The following is a 16,641-nucleotide window of genomic DNA, read 5'->3' as shown; positions in this document are numbered from 1 at the left end:
TTTTTTTTTATCAACCAAACACACACTTAATTTTTTACCTGCATAGTGCACACCCCCGGCCTGCCCCGCCGCCGCGCCGCGGGGCCCCCCCCGGCGCCCCCCCCCCGGGGGCGGGCCGCCGTCGTCTGCCTCTGCCGGCTAGCCCAGCTCGGTGGCCTTCTTGGCCGTCGCCCACTCCTGCTGCGTGACCAGGTCCGCCCGCACCTCGGCGAGCTGGACCGCCACCGCCGAGGGTGCGGTGCCGCCGCGGCCGCTGCGCGAGGCGAGCGCGCCGGGGACGTTGAGCACGCCGCGGACCTCGGGGGTCAGATGCGGCGAGATCTTCGCGAACTGCTCGTCGGTGAGCTGGTCCAGCTCGATGCCGTGCGCCTCGCACTCCTTGACGCACTCGCCCGCGACCTCGTGCGCCACCCGGAACGGCACACCCTGCTTGACCAGCCACTCCGCGATATCGGTGGCCAGCGAGAAGCCGGCCGGGGCCAGCTCCTCCATCCGCTCGCGGTTGACGGTCAGGGTGGCCATCATCCCGGTGAACGCCGGGAGCAGCACCTCCAGTTGGTCACAGGAGTCGAAGACCGGCTCCTTGTCCTCCTGGAGGTCGCGGTTGTACGCCAGCGGCAGCGCCTTGAGCGTGGCCAGCAGCCCGGTCAGATTGCCGATGAGGCGCCCCGACTTGCCCCGCGCCAGCTCGGCGATGTCCGGGTTCTTCTTCTGCGGCATGATCGACGAGCCGGTGGAGAAGGCGTCGTGGAGCGTGACGAAGGAGAACTCCTTCGTGTTCCAGAGGATGATCTCCTCGGCGATCCGGGAGAGGTTCACCCCGATCATCGCCGTGATGAAGGCGAATTCGGCGGCGAAGTCACGGGAGGCCGTGCCGTCGATGGAGTTGCCCGCCGAGCCGTGCTCGAAGCCGAGGTCGGCGGCGACCGCCTCCGGGTCGAGACCGAGCGAGGAGCCGGCCAGCGCGCCCGAGCCGTAGGGGGAGACGGCGGTGCGGTCGTCCCACTGCCGCAGCCGCTCCGCGTCCCGGGACAGCGACTGCACATGCGCCAGCACATGGTGGGCGAACAGCACCGGCTGGGCGTGCTGGAGGTGGGTACGGCCCGGCATCGCCACGTCCGGGTGGGTCTCGGCGAGGCCCACCAGCGCCTCCTGGAGGTCGGCGATCAGCCCGCCGATGATCCGGGCGTGGTCCCGCAGATACATCCGGAAGAGCGTGGCGACCTGGTCGTTACGGGACCGGCCGGCCCGCAGCTTGCCGCCGAGGTCCGGGCCGAGCCGCTCCAGCAGCCCGCGCTCCAGGGCGGTGTGCACGTCCTCGTCGGCGACGGTGCCGGTGAACGAGCCGTCGGCGACGTCCCCGGCGAGCTGGTCCAGCCCGGCGAGCATCCGGGTCAGCTCGTCCTCGGTGAGCAGGCCCGCCTTGTGGAGCACCCGGGCGTGCGCACGGGAGCCCGCGATGTCGTAGGGGGCCAGCCGCCAGTCGAAGTGGACGGACGCCGACAGCTGGGCCAGCGCCGCTGCCGGACCGTCGGCGAACCGGCCGCCCCAGAGCCGGACGTCACCGCTGTTGCTGCTCACTGCTGCTCCTCAAGGCTGCGGTAGATGTGCCACCGCCTCCCCGCCCCAAGGGCAGGGAGGCGGCAGCCTGATGAATCCAACGAGTCGGCTCAGGCCAGGTCGCGCTTGGCCGCGATCTTGCTCGACATCCCGAAGAGCTCGATGAAGCCCTTGGAGAGCGACTGGTCGAAGGTGTCGCCGGTGTCGTACGTGGCGAGGTTGAAGTCGTAGAGCGACTGGTCGGACTTCCGGCCGGTGACGACCGCGCGGCCGCCGTGCAGCGTCATCCGGATGTCGCCGCTGACCTGCTGGTTGGCCTCGTTGATGAAGCCCTCCAGGGCCCGCTTGAGCGGCGAGAACCACAGGCCGTCGTAGACCAGCTCGCCCCAGCGCTGCTCGACCTGCCGCTTGTAGCGGGCCAGTTCGCGCTCGACGGTGACGTTCTCCAGCTCCTGGTGCGCGGTGATCAGCGCGATCGCGCCGGGCGCCTCGTACACCTCACGGGACTTGATGCCGACCAGCCGGTCCTCGACCATGTCGATCCGGCCGATGCCCTGGGCGCCGGCCCGCTCGTTGAGCTGCTGGATCGCCTGGAGGACGGTGACGGGCTTGCCGTCGAGGGCGACCGGGACACCCTCCTTGAAGGAGATGATGACCTCGTCGGCCTCCCGGGGGGTGGCCGGGTTCTCGGTGTACTCGTAGACGTCCTCGATCGGCGCGTTCCAGATGTCCTCCAGGAAGCCGGTCTCCACCGCCCGCCCGAAGACGTTCTGGTCGATGGAGTACGGCGACTTCTTGGTGGTCGCGATCGGGAGGTTCTTCTCCTCGCAGAACGCGATCGCCTTGTCCCGGGTCATCGCGTAGTCGCGGACCGGGGCGATGCACTTCAGGTCGGGGGCGAGGGAGGAGATGCCGGCCTCGAAGCGGACCTGGTCGTTGCCCTTGCCGGTGCAGCCGTGGGCGACGGTGGTGGCGCCGTGCTTCTTCGCGGCGGCCACCAGGTGCTTGACGATGGTCGGCCGGGAGAGCGCCGAGACCAGCGGGTAGCGGTCCATGTACAGGGCGTTGGCCTTGATCGCCGGGAGGCAGTACTCGTCGGCGAACTCGTTCTTGGCGTCCGCGACCTCGGCCTCGACCGCACCGCAGTCGAGCGCACGCTTGCGGATGACGTCCAGGTCCTCGCCGCCCTGGCCGACGTCCACGGCAACGGCGATGACCTCGGCGCCCGTCTCCTCGGCGATCCAGCCGATACAGACAGAGGTGTCCAGGCCGCCCGAGTAGGCGAGTACGACGCGCTCGGTCACGGGTTTCTCCTTACGGTGCATTCGCTGATGGGTATAAGTATGCACTCCACCGTATGTTTCGTCAACGCGTGGGTGAATATGCAGGTCAGCGGCGGGTCGTCGGCGTGGCGCGAGCCTCAGCCGCCCTCTTGAAGCACCTCGGTCAGCACGTTCACATGGCTCGCCGACAGATCCTTGGTGGCCGTCAGCAGCGTCAGCGGCCCCTCTTCGGCGTACTCCCGCAGCCGCGCCAGCGCCCGCTGAGCCGCCTCCTGCGCCAGCTCCTCGCGATAGCGCTCGGCGAAGACCTCGAACCGCTCCCCCTCGTGCCGGTACCAGCGCCGCAGCTCGGACGAGGGTGCCGCGTCCTTGCACCACTCGGTCAGCTGCGCATCCGCCTTGGACAGCCCGCGCGGCCACAGCCGGTCGACCAGCACCCGGGCCCCGTCCGCCGGCTCCGGCGGCTCGTACACCCGGCGCACCCGGAGGGCATCCTTGGCCGACATTTCACCCATAACTTCATCGAACCACGGAAGCGGAGCCCCCGCCGGAGGTGCCGGAAGCGCCCCCGGGGGACCCGCTTTGGATTCATGGCCCGGGACAGGGTATTTTTCTTCTGCACGCCCCGGCCGGGACTTCTCCGGCCGGCACGAGCACCGGGACGTGGCGCAGCTTGGTAGCGCACTTGACTGGGGGTCAAGGGGTCGCAGGTTCAAATCCTGTCGTCCCGACGGTGCAGTAAGGGCTTTCAGCCCAGGTCAGGGCCTTGCTTCGGATCACCGAAGCAAGGCCCTTGATCGTTTCCGGGGGTTCCTCAGCCCCGGCTCCCCCAGGTGCCTATGCGGGCGGGGTGGTGTAGTAGTCGGCCAGCATCTGCGACGGCCAGGCGGGCTCATGGACCTCACCCTGCGGGCCCAGCACGCTGAACCAGGGCTTGATGTCGAGCACCGGCGTGCCGTCCACCGCGTCCAGTGCCTCCACGTGGAGGTCCAGGCCGTCCACCGCGATCAGGCGGCACCGCGAGACACCCAGCCGGTTCACCCTGCGCATGTTGCGATGGGCGAACGTGCCGCCCGCGGGCCACTCCGGGTTGCCCCGGGGCCGTCGCAGCTCGGGGGGCAGATCGCCGGGGTCGGTCAGGTGGAAGAGGAACACGACCTCGATATGGGAGAACGCCTCCAGGCCGACCACCGATTCCTCGGTGTGGCGCTCGGGGTCGATGCGGATGACGGAGCGGGTGCCGCCCCAGTAGTCATCCGTCGGTTCCACGCGCCCGCCGATCACATGGGCGACGGGCACGACGGTTAATTCTTCTGACACGGTGCTGAGCTCCCTCTCGGAAGGTGGGGTGGGGTGGGCCGGCGGAAAAGCCCCGGCCGGTGGTCTTCTTCACCGGCCGGGGCTTCGCCGTCGTACGCGCGCCGCACGGCGTCGTGGTGCCGCGCGGCTACGGCACCGGAGGCACCGGGCCCGACAGATCGCGCTGGTCCGCCACGTCGCGCCGGTCCGACAGATCCCGCTGGTGCGGAATCACGATCTCTTCCGGCTTCTGGAGTGCCACGGTGCGTGCCGGGGAGGGAATCCGGATGCCCTCGTCCCGGTAGCGCTGGTGCAGACGCTTGATGAACTCGTGCTTGATCCGGTACTGGTCGCTGAACTCGCCGACGCCCAGGATCACCGTGAAACCGATCCGGGAGTCGCCGAAGGTGTGGAAGCGGACGGCCGGTTCATGGTCCGGGTCACCGCCGTTGACGTCCTTCATCACGCTCTCGATGACCTCGGTGGTGACCCGCTCGACGTGGCCGAGGTCGCTGTCGTAGCCGACGCCCACCTGCACCAGGATCGTCAACTTCTGTTCCGGGCGGGTGAAGTTGGTCATGTTGGTGCCGGCCAGCTGGGTGTTGGGGATGATCACCAGGTTGTTGGAGAGCTGCCGCACCACGGTGTTACGCCAGTTGACGTCGACCACATAGCCTTCCTCGCCGCTGCTGAGCCGGATGTAGTCACCGGGCTGCACGGTCTTCGAGGCGAGGATGTGCACGCCCGCGAAGAGGTTGGCGAGGGTGTCCTGGAGCGCCAGGGCGACCGCGAGGCCGCCCACGCCGAGCGCGGTGAGCGCGGTGAGCAGCGGGGCGATGGAGATGCCCAGGGTCTGGAGGACCACCAGGAAGCCCATCGCCAGCACGATGATGCGGGTGATGTTGGCGAAAATTGTGGCCGATCCGGCCACTCCGGACCGGGACTGCGCGAAGGACTTCACCACGCGGGTGATGACCCGGGCCGCGGTGAGCGTGACGACCAGGATGAGCAGCACCATCAGCGACCGGTTGACGGTGTGTCCGACGGTCTCCGTCAGTGGCAGCGCCGCGGCCGCCGCCGCCAGGCCACCCGTGATCGCCGCCCAGGGCACCACGGCCCGCAGTGCGTCGACGAGGATGTCGTCCCCGCTCCACCGGGTTTTGAGGGCGTGTTTGCCCAGCCAGCGCAGGGCCACCCGCAGCAGCAGGCCGGCCACGATGCCGGCGGCCAGCGCCGCGCCGGCCACGATCAGGTCGTGCAGTGTCACAGCGCGGTTCACCGGCCGGCTCCTCCCGCGACCGGAAGGAGCGGACGTGTTATGAGCCGGATGTGATGTCTCGTCACCATGCCACCTGCTTGTCTCTAGGGCTGTGAAGGCGCCGGGACATCCGTGGACGTCCCGGCGCGAACTGCCATCCTGCCGTATGCGGTTCGGCGGGGAGAGAGTGGCTCGGGTGGAGGCTCCGCACAACCGCCGTCCGGGGGCGGGGTGCGGCGCTCCGGGGGCGGGGTGCGGCGCTCCGGGGGCGGCGAAAAGCCCCCGGGAGCGCGTGCGGAGGGGCTCAGTGCGCCTTCTGCGCCAACCGCAGCAGATGGTCGGCGAGTGCCTGGCCGCCCGCCGGGTCACGGCTGATCAGCATCAGGGTGTCGTCGCCGGCGATGGTGCCCAGGATGTCGTGGAGTTCGGCCTGGTCGATGGCCGAGGCCAGGAACTGGGCGGCGCCCGGCGGGGTGCGCAGGACCACGAGGTTGGCGGACGCCTCGGCGGAGATGAGGAGTTCGCCGGAGAGGCGGCGCATCCGCTCCTCCTTCGCGGACTCCCCCAGCGGCGCCCGAGGCTTGCGGTCGCCGCCCTCGCTGGGCACCGCGTAGATCAGCTCGCCGCCGGTGTTGCGGATCTTCACCGCGCCCAGTTCGTCCAGATCGCGGGAGAGCGTCGCCTGGGTGACGGACAGGCCGTCGTCGGCGAGCAGCTTGGCGAGCTGGCTCTGGGAGCGGACCGGCAGCCGGTTGAGGATGTCCACGATCCGGCGGTGGCGTGCGGTGCGGGTCTGCGGTACGGCCTGGCCGCCGTTCTGCGCCTCGTTGTCCTGCGGCTCGGTCATCGTGTCGTCAGTCTCCGGCTCGTCGTTCCCCGTCGGCCCCTTGGCGGGCCGTGTTGAGGACGGCGGGCAGCTTCCGGAGGAACTCCTCCGCCTCCTCGTCGGAGACGATCAGCGGCGGGGCGAGCCGGATGACGTCCGGCGCGACCGCGTTCACCAGGAGGCCCGCGTCCTGAGCCGCCTGCTGCACCTGCGGCGCGAGCGACTCCGTCAAGACGATACCCAGGAGCAGCCCCACCCCGCGGACCTGGCTGACCAATGGGTGCCCCAGCGCCTCGGTCCCGGTACGCAGCCGCTCGCCGACGCGCTTGACGTTCTCCAGGATGCCGTCCGCCTCGATGGTGTCCAGGACGGCGAGCGCGCCGGCGCAGACGACCGGGTTGCCGCTGAACGTCGAGCCGTGCGAACCGGGCGTGAGCAGCTCGGCGGCCCGGCCGAAGGCCAGCGTCGCGCCGATCGGCAGTCCGCCGCCGAGGCCCTTGGCGAGGGTGATGAGGTCCGCCTCGACGCCCTGGGCCCGGGATTCCAGCCAGTTCCCGGTCCGGCCGATGCCGGTCTGGATCTCGTCGAGGACGAGCAGGGTGCCGGTGGCGGCGGTGATCTCCCGGGCGGCCTGGAGGTAGCCGGGCGGCGGGACGATGACGCCGTTCTCGCCCTGGACGGGCTCCAGGATGACGAAGGCGGTGTCGGTGGTGACGGCGGCGCGGAGGGCTTCCACGTCCCCGTACGGCACATAGTCCACATCGCCGGGCAGCGGGGCGAACGGGGCCTGCTTGGCGGGCTGGCCGGTGAGGGCGAGGGCGCCCATGGTGCGGCCGTGGAAGCCGCCGGCCGTGGAGACCATGTGGGTGCGTCCGGTCAGCCGGCCGATCTTGAAGGCGGCCTCGTTGGCCTCGGCGCCGGAGTTGGAGAAGTAGACCCGGCCGGGGCGTCCGGCCAGGGCGAGCAGGCGCTCGGCGAGGGCCACGGTGGGCTCGGCGACGAAGAAGTTCGAGACATGGCCGAGGGTGGCGACCTGGTCGGAGACCGCGCGGACCACCGCCGGGTGGGCGTGCCCGAGGGCGTTGACCGCGATACCGCCGAGGAAGTCGAGGTACTCCTTGCCGTCGGCGTCCCACACGGTGACGCCCTCACCGCGGACCAGCGGGATACGGGGGGTGCCGAAGTTGTCCATCATGGCGCCCTGCCAGCGCCCGGTGAGCCCTGCGTTCGTCGCCGGGCCGTGGGTGTGTGCCACGTCGCTCATGTCGCCCCCTCGATCGTGTTGGCGTCCGGCACGACCATCGTGCCGATTCCCTCGTCGGTGAAGATCTCCAGCAGGATCGAGTGCTGGACCCGCCCGTCGATGACCCGGGCGGTGTGCACCCCGTTGCGGACGGCGTGCAGACAGCCCCGCATCTTGGGGACCATGCCGCTGGCCAGGTCGGGCAGCAGCTTCTCCAGTTCGGTGGCGGTGAGGCGGGAGATCACCTCGTCGCTGTTCGGCCAGTCCTCGTAGAGGCCCTCGACGTCGGTGAGCACCATCAGCGTCTCGGCGTCGAGCGCGGCGGCCAGGGCGGCCGCGGCGGTGTCGGCGTTGACGTTGAAGACACCGGAGGCCCCGGAGGCTCCCGAGGCGGCGTCCTCCTCGTCGCTGCTGCGGGCGATGGAGGAGATGACCGGGATGCGGCCGTCGTCCAGGAGCGCCTGGACCGCGCCGGGGTCGATGGCGGTGATCTCGCCGACCCGGCCGATGTCCACCCGCTCGCCCTCGATGTCGGCGTAGTGCTTGGTCGCGGTCATCAGATGGGCGTCCTCGCCGGTCATGCCGACGGCGAGCGGGCCGTGCTCGTTGAGCAGCCCGACCAGCTCGCGCTGCACCTGGCCGGCCAGCACCATCCGTACGACGTTCATCGCCTCGGGGGTGGTGACCCGCAGGCCGCCCTTGAACTCCGACTCCAGGCCGAGCAGGTCCAGCTGGGCGCTGATCTGCGGGCCGCCGCCGTGCACGACGACGGGGCGCAGCCCGGCGTGCCGCAGGAAGACCACGTCCTGGGCGAAGGCGCGCTTGAGCTCCTCGTCGACCATGGCGTTGCCGCCGAACTTGATGACGACGGTCTTGCCGTGGTGACGGGTCAGCCAGGGCAGCGCCTCGATGAGGGTGCGGGCCTTGGGCAGCGCGGTGTGCTTACGGGCGCTCATGCTCCGGCCTCGCTTCGCTTGTCAACTGCTCGTGCGCTCATGACGAGTACGCGCTGTTCTCGTGGACGTAGTCGGCAGTGAGGTCGTTGGCCCAGATGACCGCGGACTCGGTGCCGGCGGCGAGGTCGGCGGTGATGCGGACCTCCCGGTAGCGCATGTCGACCAGCTCGCGGTCCTCGCCCACGGAGCCGTTCTTGCAGACCCAGACGCCGTTGATGGCGACATTCAGCTGGTCGGGCTCGAAGACGGCGGACGTGGTGCCGATGGCGGAGAGCACCCGGCCCCAGTTGGGGTCCTCACCGTGGATGGCGCACTTGAGGAGGTTGTTACGGGCGATGGAGCGGCCGACCTCGACCGCGTCGTCCTCGCTCGCCGCGCCGACGACCTCGATCCGGATGTCCTTGCTGGCGCCCTCGGCGTCCCCGATCAGCTGCCGGGCGAGGTCGTCGCAGACCGTCCGCACCGCCTCGGCGAAGTCGTCGGCGGCCGGGACGACGCCTGAGGCGCCGGAGGCGAGCAGCAGCACCGTGTCGTTGGTCGACATACAGCCGTCGGAGTCGACCCGGTCGAAGGTGGTGCGGGTCGCGGCCCGCAGCGCCGTGTCGAGCTCGGCGGCCGGCACATCGGCGTCGGTGGTCAGGACCACGAGCATGGTGGCCAGGCCCGGGGCGAGCATGCCGGCGCCCTTGGCCATACCGCCGACGGTCCAGCCGTCCTTGGTGACCACCGCGGTCTTGTGCACGCTGTCGGTGGTCATGATGGCGATAGCGGCCTTCTCACCGCCGTGCTCGGTCAGTTGGGCCGCGGCCCGCTCGACGCCGGGCAGCAGCTTGTCCATCGGGAGCCGCAGGCCGATCAGTCCGGTGGAGGCGACCGCCACCTCGCCGGCGCTGTGTCCGTCGAGCACCTCGGCGACCTTCTCCGCGGTGGCGTGGGTGTCCTGGAAACCGAGCGGACCCGTGCAGGCGTTGGCGCCGCCGGAGTTGAGGATGACGGCGGAGACCGTGCCGCCCTTGAGGACCTGCTCGGACCAGACGACCGGCGCCGCCTTGACGCGGTTGGAGGTGAAGACACCGGCGGCGGCGCGGCGGGGCCCGTTGTTCACCACGAGGGCGAGGTCCGGATTCCCGCCGCTGCCATTGGCAGGAGGGGCCTTGATCCCGGCCGCGATGCCCGCCGCCGTGAATCCCTGTGCTGCCGTCACGCTCACTGCTCGTCCTCCGTCGCTTCTCCGGCTCCGCCGGTCCCGCCGTGCTGTCCTGTGCCGGCCCGGGTCACGGCGCGACCCCGGTCGTCGGGAGCCCCGTGCCCTCGGGCAGGCCCAGGGCGATGTTCATGCTCTGCACCGCGCCGCCCGCGGTCCCCTTGGTGAGGTTGTCGAGGGCGCTGATCGCGATGATCCGGCCGGCCGCCGCGTCGAGGGTCACCTGGATCTGCGCGGTGTTGGATCCGTACACGGCGGCGGTCGACGGCCACTGCCCCTCGGGCAGCAGCTGGACGAACGGCTCGTCGGCCAGCGCCTTCTCGTACGCGGCCCGTACGGCGGCGGCGTCCACACCGGGCTTCGCCTTCGCCGAGCAGGTGGCGAGGATGCCGCGGGACATGGGCGCCAGGGTCGGGGTGAAGGAGACGCCGATGCGCTCGCCGGCCACCGCGCTCAGGTTCTGGATCATCTCGGGGGTGTGCCGGTGGCCGCCGCCGACGCCGTACGGGCTCATCGAGCCCATGACCTCGGAGCCCAGCAGATGCGGCTTGAGGGCCTTGCCCGCGCCGGAGGTGCCGGTGGCCGCGACGATCACGGCCTCGGGCTCGGCGAGCCGGTCCGCGTACGCGGGGAACAGGGCGAGCGAGACGGCGGTGGGGTAGCAGCCCGGGACCGCGATGCGCCGGGTCCCCTGGAGCGCGGCGCGCCCCCCGGGCAGCTCCGGGAGCCCGTACGGCCAGGTGCCCGCGTGGTCCGAGCCGTAGAACGCCTCCCAGTCCGTGGCGTCGCTCAGCCGGAAGTCGGCGCCGCAGTCCACGACGAGGACATCGGGCCCGAGCTCCTCGGCGACCGCGGCGGACTGGCCGTGCGGCAGCGCGAGAAAGACGACGTCGTGCCCGGCCAGGACCTCGGCGGTGGTCGCCTGGAGTTCCCGGTCGGCCAGCGGGGCCAGGTGCGGCTGGAGCGCCCCCAGCCGCTGCCCGGCGTTGGAGTGCCCGGTCAGCGCGCCGATCTCCACCTCCGGGTGCCCCAGAAGCAGGCGCAACACCTCACCCCCGGCGTATCCGCTCGCACCGGCCACTGCTGCTCGTACCGTCATGGGCCCTCCTCCTTGATGGCATGACTATACGGAATCCAGCAGTTTTATGCAATGCCCGATGCGAGGCTCTCACGGGAGACTGTGACTCAGCTCACAGTAGATCCAGAACCTGCGCGCCGCACCGGGCGTCTGGCTGGTGTGAGATCACGCAGGAGAGCACTGGACGAGCTGGACGAGGAACGCCTCGTCCGGCTGGTGGCCAGAGGTGACCGCGGGGCGTTCGACGAGTTGTACCGGCGCACCTCGCCGTGGCTGGCGGTGCGGTTGCGCCGCCGCTGCGCGGACGAACAGACCGTCGCCGAGGTCATGCAGGAGACCTATCTGGCGGTGTGGCGCGCGGCCGGCGCGTTCGCCGGGAGCGCGGTCGGCGGGACGGCCGTCGGGTGGCTGTGGACGATCGCGGCGCGGCGCCTCGTCGACGCGTTCCGGCGCCGTGCCCACCACGCCGAACCGCCGGTCGCCGCCGCCGAGCGGGCGGTGGTGCCCGCGGCGGAGGAAGAGGCACTCGCCGGGACCGTCGGCGGCGACGTCGGCGACGCCCTGCGGCGGCTGGCGCCGGAACTCCGAGAAGTGCTACGGGCCACGGTGCTCGACGGGCTCTCCATCCGGGAGACCGCCGTCCTGCTCAGACTGCCCGAAGGCACGGTCAAGACCCGCGCCCGCCGGGCCCGGATCGCGATGCGGGAGGCGCTGACATGAGCGGGGAACACGCGTCGAGGCAGTTGATCGACGACTACGCACGGGGTGACGCGACGATGGCCGTGGACACGGTATGGGCGTTGGAGGCCCACCTGGAGACCTGCGCGTTGTGCCGGAGCCACCTGGCGGCCTGTGTGGCCACCGAGGCGCCCGGCATCGCCGCGCTCGTCGACACCGTCCGGGCCGGTCTGGAACCGCAGTTGGACGCGGCCGTCAGGGCGTCCTCGCGGCGACACCGCCCGAGGTGGGTCGCTGCCTGGCTGACGCCGGTCATGGCCCCGTGGCTGGCCATGACCGTCCTCGTCGCCCTGATGGCGCTGCTGCTGGACGCCGTCGCGCGGCCGATGTTCTTCGGCGGCGTCTCTCCCGTGCTGGCGATCGCACCCGTGCTGCCGCTGTGTGGTGTCGCCGCATCGTGGTCGCGCGGCCTGGACCCGGCGCACGAACTGACGGCCTCGACCGCCCGAGCCGGCCTGCCCCTGCTCCTCCGGCGCACCGCGGCGGTTCTCGTGGTGGTCCTGCCCGCGCTCGTGGTGGAGGGATGGCTGACCGGAACGATGTCGGCCGCGCAGTGGCTGCTGCCCTCCCTGGCCTTCACCGCCACCGCCCTGGCGCTGGGCAGCGTGGTCGGCGTGACCCGCGCCGCCACCGGGCTGGTGGGCGCCTGGGGCGTCGTGGTGGTACTCGCGTGGGCCACCGACCACGGCCCCGTGGACCTGGAGCGTGTCCTACAGCCGGACCAACTGCCCGCGTGGGGGCTGTTCTTGGCGCTCGGCATCGGCGCCGTGATCGCCCGCAGAAACGCGTACTCCACGCTGTGAAACCATCGTCGACCCTCGCAAGGGACTACCGCATGACGCCCACCACGAGCGCAGCCGACACCGCGCCGAAAACCTACGCCTGGCAGATCCGGGCCAGTGGCCTGAGAGTACGCGTCGGACGGAAGAAGATGGCCGTCGACGGGCTCGACCTCTCCCTGGGCATCGGCACCCACGGCCTCCTGGGGCCCAACGGCGCGGGGAAAACCACCCTGATCCGGGCGCTGGCCACCGTGCTGCGCCCCACCGAGGGCGAACTGGAGCTGCTCGGCACCTCCCTGGGCGGGATGGCCGACCTCCGGGCTCTGCGCCGCCGGATCGGCTACCTGCCGCAGGACTTCGGCTACTACAAGCGCTTCACGGTGCGCGAGTTCGTCGAGTACATGGCCTGGTTGAAGGAGGTACCGAAGGCCGACGTCCCCGCGGCCGTCCAGCGGGCCGTGGAACGGGTGGGCCTGGCGGACCGCGCCGACCATCGGATGAAGACCCTGTCCGGCGGCATGGTGCGGCGGGCCGGCATCGCCCAGGCCATCGTCAACGACCCCGCGGTGCTGCTGCTGGACGAGCCGACGGCCGGCCTGGACCCGGCACAGCGGCTGCGCTTTCGCGAGCTGCTCCAGGAACTGGGCCGGGACACCTGTGTGGTCGTCTCCACCCACCTGGTCGAGGACGTCGCGGCCGCCTGCTCCGACGTGCTGCTCTTCGCCGACGGCCGTCTCGTCTTCCAGGGCACACCGGAGGACCTGGCCGCGGCGGGCAGCACCGATTTCCCGGGCGACAGCCCCCTGGAGCGCGGCTACTCGGCGCTGCTCCGCAACTCCGGGCAGCGGGGAGGCACCTGGTGACCGGACGTGTGCTGCGCATCGAGCTGAAGCGCTCCCTCGCCCCGTGGCCCGGCCTCGTCGTCCTGGGCGGCAGCCTGGCGATCTTCTGCCTGTACGACGGGCTCTGGTGGAGGGGCACCGCGGGGTGGACGGCCCAGTGGACCTCCATGGCCCTGTGGACCCGGTCCCTGCTGACCTTCTTGTGGCCGCTCGCGGTGGGCATGGGAGCGGTGTACGGGCTGCGCGAACCCCGCTCGCGGATGGCCGAACTGCTGACGACCGTGCCGCGGCCGGCCTGGCGCCGTGCGGCGCTGCCGGCCGGTGCGATGGGGCTCGCGCTGGCGTCGGGCTTCGGCCTCCTGGTCCTCGTGGGCGAGGTCCAGGTGGCCCTCGGCCGGACCACCTACACGCCGCTCGACTGGCTGCCGATCTCACTCGTGGCGGCGCTGGCCCTCGTCGCGGGGGCCGTGTTCGGCATGGGCGTCGCGCGGGCCCTGCCCTCCGTGCTCACCCCGCCGGGCCTGGTCCTGTTCTTCCTCATGCTGACGGCCCTGCTCCAGCAGAACAGTGACGAGGCGCTGCCGTCGGGCATCGCGCCCAACCGGCTCGCCCAGCTGCTCCCGGTGACCGCGGAGCCGCGGGAGATGCTGCTGACCCTGTCCGGCTCCGTGCACCTCGGTCAGACGCTCTGGCTGCTCGGCCTGCTCGCCACCGGGTTCGCGCTGCTGTCGGCCGTGACCCGCCGAGCCCGGCTGCTCGCGGTGCTCCCCGTCCTGGCCGGTGCGGCCCTGGCCCTGCCGGTCCTCCCGGCCGCCGCACGCGACACCTACGTCGTCGACAAGGCCGCCGCCGCCCTGGTCTGCGACGGACCGGTGTGCGTGACGCAGGCGAACCGCGCACGGCTGCCCGAGCTCGCGCGGCGCGGCAAGGAGGCGCTGCGCGTGCTGCACGACGCCCTGGGCGACAAGGCGCCGGACGCGGTGCGGGAGGACACCAGGCTGCGCGCGATCGCCGACAAACGCGAACCCTCCGGCGACGTGGTGCGGGTCGACTTCGACGACCGGCTGCTCGCCGAGGCGACGGGGGAGAAACTGACCCGCGCGCTGATCGCCCAGGGTCTGGCACCGAGCTGCTACGGGAACGACGACCGGGAGGGCGGGGGGCGGGGCAACATCCCTGTCCAGAGCGTCGCCGTCAGCTGGGCCCGGCATGATTCCCGGCTCCAACCGCTGGCGGAGAAGGGCAGCGACCCGTACCTGCGCGCGCTCTGGCCGGACGCCGACGTCGCCTGGCAGCGGCTGACGGCGCTGCCACCGGCCGAGCAGCGCGCGCGGATCGCCGCACTGCACACCGCCGCCCTCTCCTGCGCGGCGGACGACCAGCTCACGGCGCTGGCGGGGAAGGCGACGCGATGAGGTGGCTGGTCCTGTACGCCCGTTCACGGCAGGTGCCCGCCTCGGCCGCCGCGGTCACGCTCGTCGCGCTGGCGGTGTGGGCCCTCCACGGCCCGGGACCGGCGGATCAGGCGATGGCGGTCCTGGCCCTCACCGCGAACGTGGCGGCCGCTTCCGTCGGGCTCGGTGGCTGGGACGTCGTGCTGGAGCGGACGGCCGCGATCCGGTGGATGCCCCGGCGGGCGGCGCATGTGCTGCTGGCCGGCGCGTGCGCCGGTGCGGCGCTGCTGACGGTCCAGGCGGCAGGAGTGCGGCTCGCCCCCGCCGAGGTCGTCGTCCAGGACAGCGCGGGCCTGGTCGGCCTGGCCGCGCTCGGGGCGGCGCTGTGCGGGGCACCGTTCGCATGGACCCTGCCGACCGGCTGGCTGGCGTTCACCCTCTTCGGACCGACTCCGGGCGGCACCGCGGGAGAGGTGGTCAAGTGGATGATCTGTTCCCCCGCCACGACGGCGTCCACCGGGACCGCGTGGGCCCTGTTCGCGATCGGCACCGTGGTGTACGCCCTCGCAGGACCAAGACGGTAACGGGCACGCCCCGCGCCGAGCGCTTCAGTTGGCGACGCTCGCCGACTGAAGCGCTCGGTCACCGCGACGCCCCCGGACACCGCACGACCGCCGCCCCGGCCCCGGGACGGCGGGTCCGTGCCCGTGCCTCAGGCGTGCTGGGGCATCTCGTTCTTCAGGGTGGACCTGATCTGTTCGCGCAGCTCCGGGCTGTCGGTGTGGCCGTGGACGGAGACGGCGTGCTCGGTGGCGGCGCGGACGACTTCCTCTTCCTCGCCGATGATGACGAGGGTGCAGTTCATCTCGCTCGGGTAGTCCCGGCAGTCGACCTTCTTGCGCATGGTGCACCTCCTCCTCTTCCTTCAGTGTCGGCCGGTCGCCGCCGGCGGCCGTATACGGCGAATCCCGTATGGCGCGCGGGGTGGCGGGGCTGTTGCAGTGAAGGGAACGAGGAGGTGGAAGCCATGGCGACGGCCGCCGGTGTCAGCTCGGGCGGGGCCCTGGACCAGGAGCGGGTGCAGGCGTTCCTGGAGCGCGTGATCACCGACAGCGGGGCCGCGGTCGCCGGTCTGCTCACCTCGCTCGGCGACCGGCTCGGCCTGTACACGGCCATGGCCGGTGCCGGGCCGCTCACCTCCGCGCAGCTCGCCGCCCGCACCGGGCTGGTCGAGCGCTACGTCCGCGAATGGCTGGCCGCGCAGGTCGCCGGTGAGTACGTCAGCTACGCGCCGGAAACCGACACCTACCTGCTGCCCGCCGAGCACGCCGCGGTCCTGGCGGACCCGGAACTGCCCACGTACGCGGCGGGCTTCTTCACCGCGATGCAGGCGCTCTACGCCACCGAGGACGCGCTCATCGATGCCTTTCGCACCGGCGAGGGCGTCGGCTGGGAGGAACACGGTCCGGCGCTGTTCGCGGGCACCGCGAAGTTCTTCCGCCCCGGCTACGCGGCCGCCCTGGTCCCGGAGTGGCTGAGCGCGCTGGAGGGCGTGCGGGAGAAGCTGGAGCGCGGCGCGCGCGTCGCGGACGTCGGATGCGGCTACGGCTACTCCACGACGCTGATGGCGCGGGCCTTCCCCCGGTCGCGGTTCCACGGCTTCGACTTCCACCGCCCGTCCATCGAGGCGGCCCGCGGTATCGCGGACGAGGAGGGACTGGCCGACCGGGTCAGCTTCGAGGTCGCCACCGCCCAGGACTACCCGGGCGAGGACTTCGACCTGATCACCTTCTTCGACTGTCTGCACGACACCGGCGATCCGGGCGGTGCGCTGCACCACGCCGAGGAGGCGCTGGCCGACGGCGGGACCTGCATGGTCGTCGAGCCGAACGCCTCGGAGAAGGTCCAGGAGAACGCCAACCCCATCGGCCGGGCGGTGACCGCCTCCTCGGTCGCCGTCTGTCTGCCGTCCGCGCTGGCCCAGCACGGTCCGCAGGCACTGGGAAACCACGCGGGTGAGGAGGCGATGCGGGAGATCGCCGACGAGGCCGGACTCCACCATTGGCGACTCGCCGCCGAGAGCCCCCTCAACCGCGTCTATGCCGTCGGGCGTTAGCGCGCCTGACGCGCCCGGCCGGTCTTCCCCCGGCCGGCCGGGTGGCCCTCATTTGACGCGTC

The 16,641-nt window shown here is 71.6% G+C and carries 17 protein-coding genes and 1 tRNA gene; 7 read left to right on the top strand and 11 right to left on the bottom strand.

The window, feature by feature from the left end:
- Nucleotides 1–138: 138 nt before the first annotated feature.
- The 3 genes from argH to ACFWJW_RS28050 all read right to left on the bottom strand — a co-directional run bounded on the left by argH (nucleotide 139) and on the right by ACFWJW_RS28050 (nucleotide 3,358).
- The gene (gene argH, locus ACFWJW_RS28060) at nucleotides 139–1,581 is read right to left on the bottom strand and encodes an argininosuccinate lyase (RefSeq protein ID WP_387246612.1); all 1,443 of its coding nucleotides are present in this window, start codon (nucleotides 1,579–1,581) and stop codon (nucleotides 139–141) included.
- Nucleotides 1,582–1,670: 89 nt separating this feature from the next.
- Complete coding sequence (locus tag ACFWJW_RS28055; protein ID WP_387246610.1) at nucleotides 1,671–2,864, bottom strand: argininosuccinate synthase; 1,194 nt, start codon at nucleotides 2,862–2,864, stop codon at nucleotides 1,671–1,673.
- Nucleotides 2,865–2,980: 116 nt separating this feature from the next.
- Nucleotides 2,981–3,358 (bottom strand): DUF488 domain-containing protein, encoded by a 378-nt coding sequence (locus ACFWJW_RS28050; protein WP_387246608.1) that lies wholly within the window; start codon nucleotides 3,356–3,358, stop codon nucleotides 2,981–2,983.
- A gap of 142 nt (nucleotides 3,359–3,500) precedes the next feature.
- Between ACFWJW_RS28050 and ACFWJW_RS28045 the strand changes: the two genes are divergently transcribed.
- Nucleotides 3,501–3,574 (top strand) — tRNA-Pro (locus ACFWJW_RS28045).
- 106 nt (nucleotides 3,575–3,680) lie between these two features.
- Here the strand turns inward: ACFWJW_RS28045 and ACFWJW_RS28040 are convergent.
- The 7 genes from ACFWJW_RS28040 to argC form a co-directional block, all read right to left on the bottom strand.
- Nucleotides 3,681–4,163 carry an SAM-dependent methyltransferase gene (locus ACFWJW_RS28040; RefSeq protein WP_387246606.1) on the bottom strand — a complete coding sequence of 161 codons (483 nt, stop codon included), beginning with the start codon at nucleotides 4,161–4,163 and terminating at the stop codon, nucleotides 3,681–3,683.
- A 127-nt stretch (nucleotides 4,164–4,290) separates the two neighbouring features.
- Entirely contained in the window at nucleotides 4,291–5,421 is a 1,131-nt protein-coding gene (locus ACFWJW_RS28035; RefSeq protein ID WP_387246604.1) for a mechanosensitive ion channel family protein, read from the bottom strand.
- 283 nt (nucleotides 5,422–5,704) lie between these two features.
- On the bottom strand, nucleotides 5,705–6,247 hold the full coding sequence (locus ACFWJW_RS28030) for an arginine repressor (RefSeq protein ID WP_042157018.1): 543 nt from the start codon (nucleotides 6,245–6,247) through the stop codon (nucleotides 5,705–5,707).
- Between the two features lie 7 nt (nucleotides 6,248–6,254).
- A complete protein-coding gene (locus ACFWJW_RS28025) occupies nucleotides 6,255–7,490 on the bottom strand; it encodes an acetylornithine transaminase (protein WP_387246602.1) in 1,236 nt (411 codons plus the stop codon).
- The gene (gene argB, locus ACFWJW_RS28020; RefSeq protein ID WP_387246600.1) at nucleotides 7,487–8,425 is read right to left on the bottom strand and encodes an acetylglutamate kinase; all 939 of its coding nucleotides are present in this window, start codon (nucleotides 8,423–8,425) and stop codon (nucleotides 7,487–7,489) included. The genes ACFWJW_RS28025 and argB overlap by 4 nt, the downstream gene beginning before the upstream one ends.
- A 37-nt stretch (nucleotides 8,426–8,462) precedes the next feature.
- Nucleotides 8,463–9,635, bottom strand: a complete 1,173-nt coding sequence (argJ, locus tag ACFWJW_RS28015; protein WP_387246598.1) for a bifunctional glutamate N-acetyltransferase/amino-acid acetyltransferase ArgJ — start codon at nucleotides 9,633–9,635, stop codon at nucleotides 8,463–8,465.
- A 64-nt stretch (nucleotides 9,636–9,699) separates the two neighbouring features.
- Nucleotides 9,700–10,728 carry an N-acetyl-gamma-glutamyl-phosphate reductase gene (gene argC, locus ACFWJW_RS28010; protein WP_387246596.1) on the bottom strand — a complete coding sequence of 343 codons (1,029 nt, stop codon included), beginning with the start codon at nucleotides 10,726–10,728 and terminating at the stop codon, nucleotides 9,700–9,702.
- Nucleotides 10,729–10,923: 195 nt separating this feature from the next.
- On the opposite strand from argC, the gene ACFWJW_RS28005 reads away from it, so the two are divergent.
- Genes ACFWJW_RS28005 through ACFWJW_RS27985 form a run of 5 tightly spaced genes read left to right on the top strand, consistent with a single transcriptional unit; the run spans nucleotide 10,924 to nucleotide 15,047 of the window.
- Nucleotides 10,924–11,427, top strand: coding sequence for an RNA polymerase sigma factor (locus tag ACFWJW_RS28005; RefSeq protein ID WP_387246620.1), 504 nt, complete (start codon nucleotides 10,924–10,926; stop codon nucleotides 11,425–11,427).
- Nucleotides 11,424–12,248 (top strand): zf-HC2 domain-containing protein, encoded by an 825-nt coding sequence (locus ACFWJW_RS28000; protein WP_387246594.1) that lies wholly within the window; start codon nucleotides 11,424–11,426, stop codon nucleotides 12,246–12,248. The genes ACFWJW_RS28005 and ACFWJW_RS28000 overlap by 4 nt, the downstream gene beginning before the upstream one ends.
- Nucleotides 12,249–12,280: 32 nt before the next feature.
- The gene (locus ACFWJW_RS27995; RefSeq protein WP_387246592.1) at nucleotides 12,281–13,090 is read left to right on the top strand and encodes an ABC transporter ATP-binding protein; all 810 of its coding nucleotides are present in this window, start codon (nucleotides 12,281–12,283) and stop codon (nucleotides 13,088–13,090) included.
- Nucleotides 13,087–14,484, top strand: coding sequence for a hypothetical protein (locus ACFWJW_RS27990; RefSeq protein ID WP_387246590.1), 1,398 nt, complete (start codon nucleotides 13,087–13,089; stop codon nucleotides 14,482–14,484). The genes ACFWJW_RS27995 and ACFWJW_RS27990 overlap by 4 nt, the downstream gene beginning before the upstream one ends.
- Nucleotides 14,481–15,047, top strand: coding sequence for a hypothetical protein (locus tag ACFWJW_RS27985; protein ID WP_387246589.1), 567 nt, complete (start codon nucleotides 14,481–14,483; stop codon nucleotides 15,045–15,047). The genes ACFWJW_RS27990 and ACFWJW_RS27985 overlap by 4 nt, the downstream gene beginning before the upstream one ends.
- A gap of 128 nt (nucleotides 15,048–15,175) precedes the next feature.
- On the opposite strand, the gene ACFWJW_RS27980 is transcribed toward ACFWJW_RS27985, so the two are convergent.
- The gene (locus ACFWJW_RS27980) at nucleotides 15,176–15,367 is read right to left on the bottom strand and encodes a DUF1059 domain-containing protein (protein WP_387246587.1); all 192 of its coding nucleotides are present in this window, start codon (nucleotides 15,365–15,367) and stop codon (nucleotides 15,176–15,178) included.
- A gap of 123 nt (nucleotides 15,368–15,490) precedes the next feature.
- Here ACFWJW_RS27980 and ACFWJW_RS27975 point away from each other — a divergent pair, with 123 nt between their 5' ends.
- Nucleotides 15,491–16,579, top strand: coding sequence for a class I SAM-dependent methyltransferase (locus ACFWJW_RS27975; RefSeq protein WP_387246585.1), 1,089 nt, complete (start codon nucleotides 15,491–15,493; stop codon nucleotides 16,577–16,579).
- Nucleotides 16,580–16,641 lie beyond the last annotated feature (62 nt).

This window comes from Streptomyces sp. NPDC127097, assembly GCF_042724075.1.
Taxonomy (GTDB): Bacteria; Actinomycetota; Actinomycetes; order Streptomycetales; family Streptomycetaceae; genus Streptomyces.
This window is presented reverse-complemented; position numbering and strand designations above follow the sequence as displayed.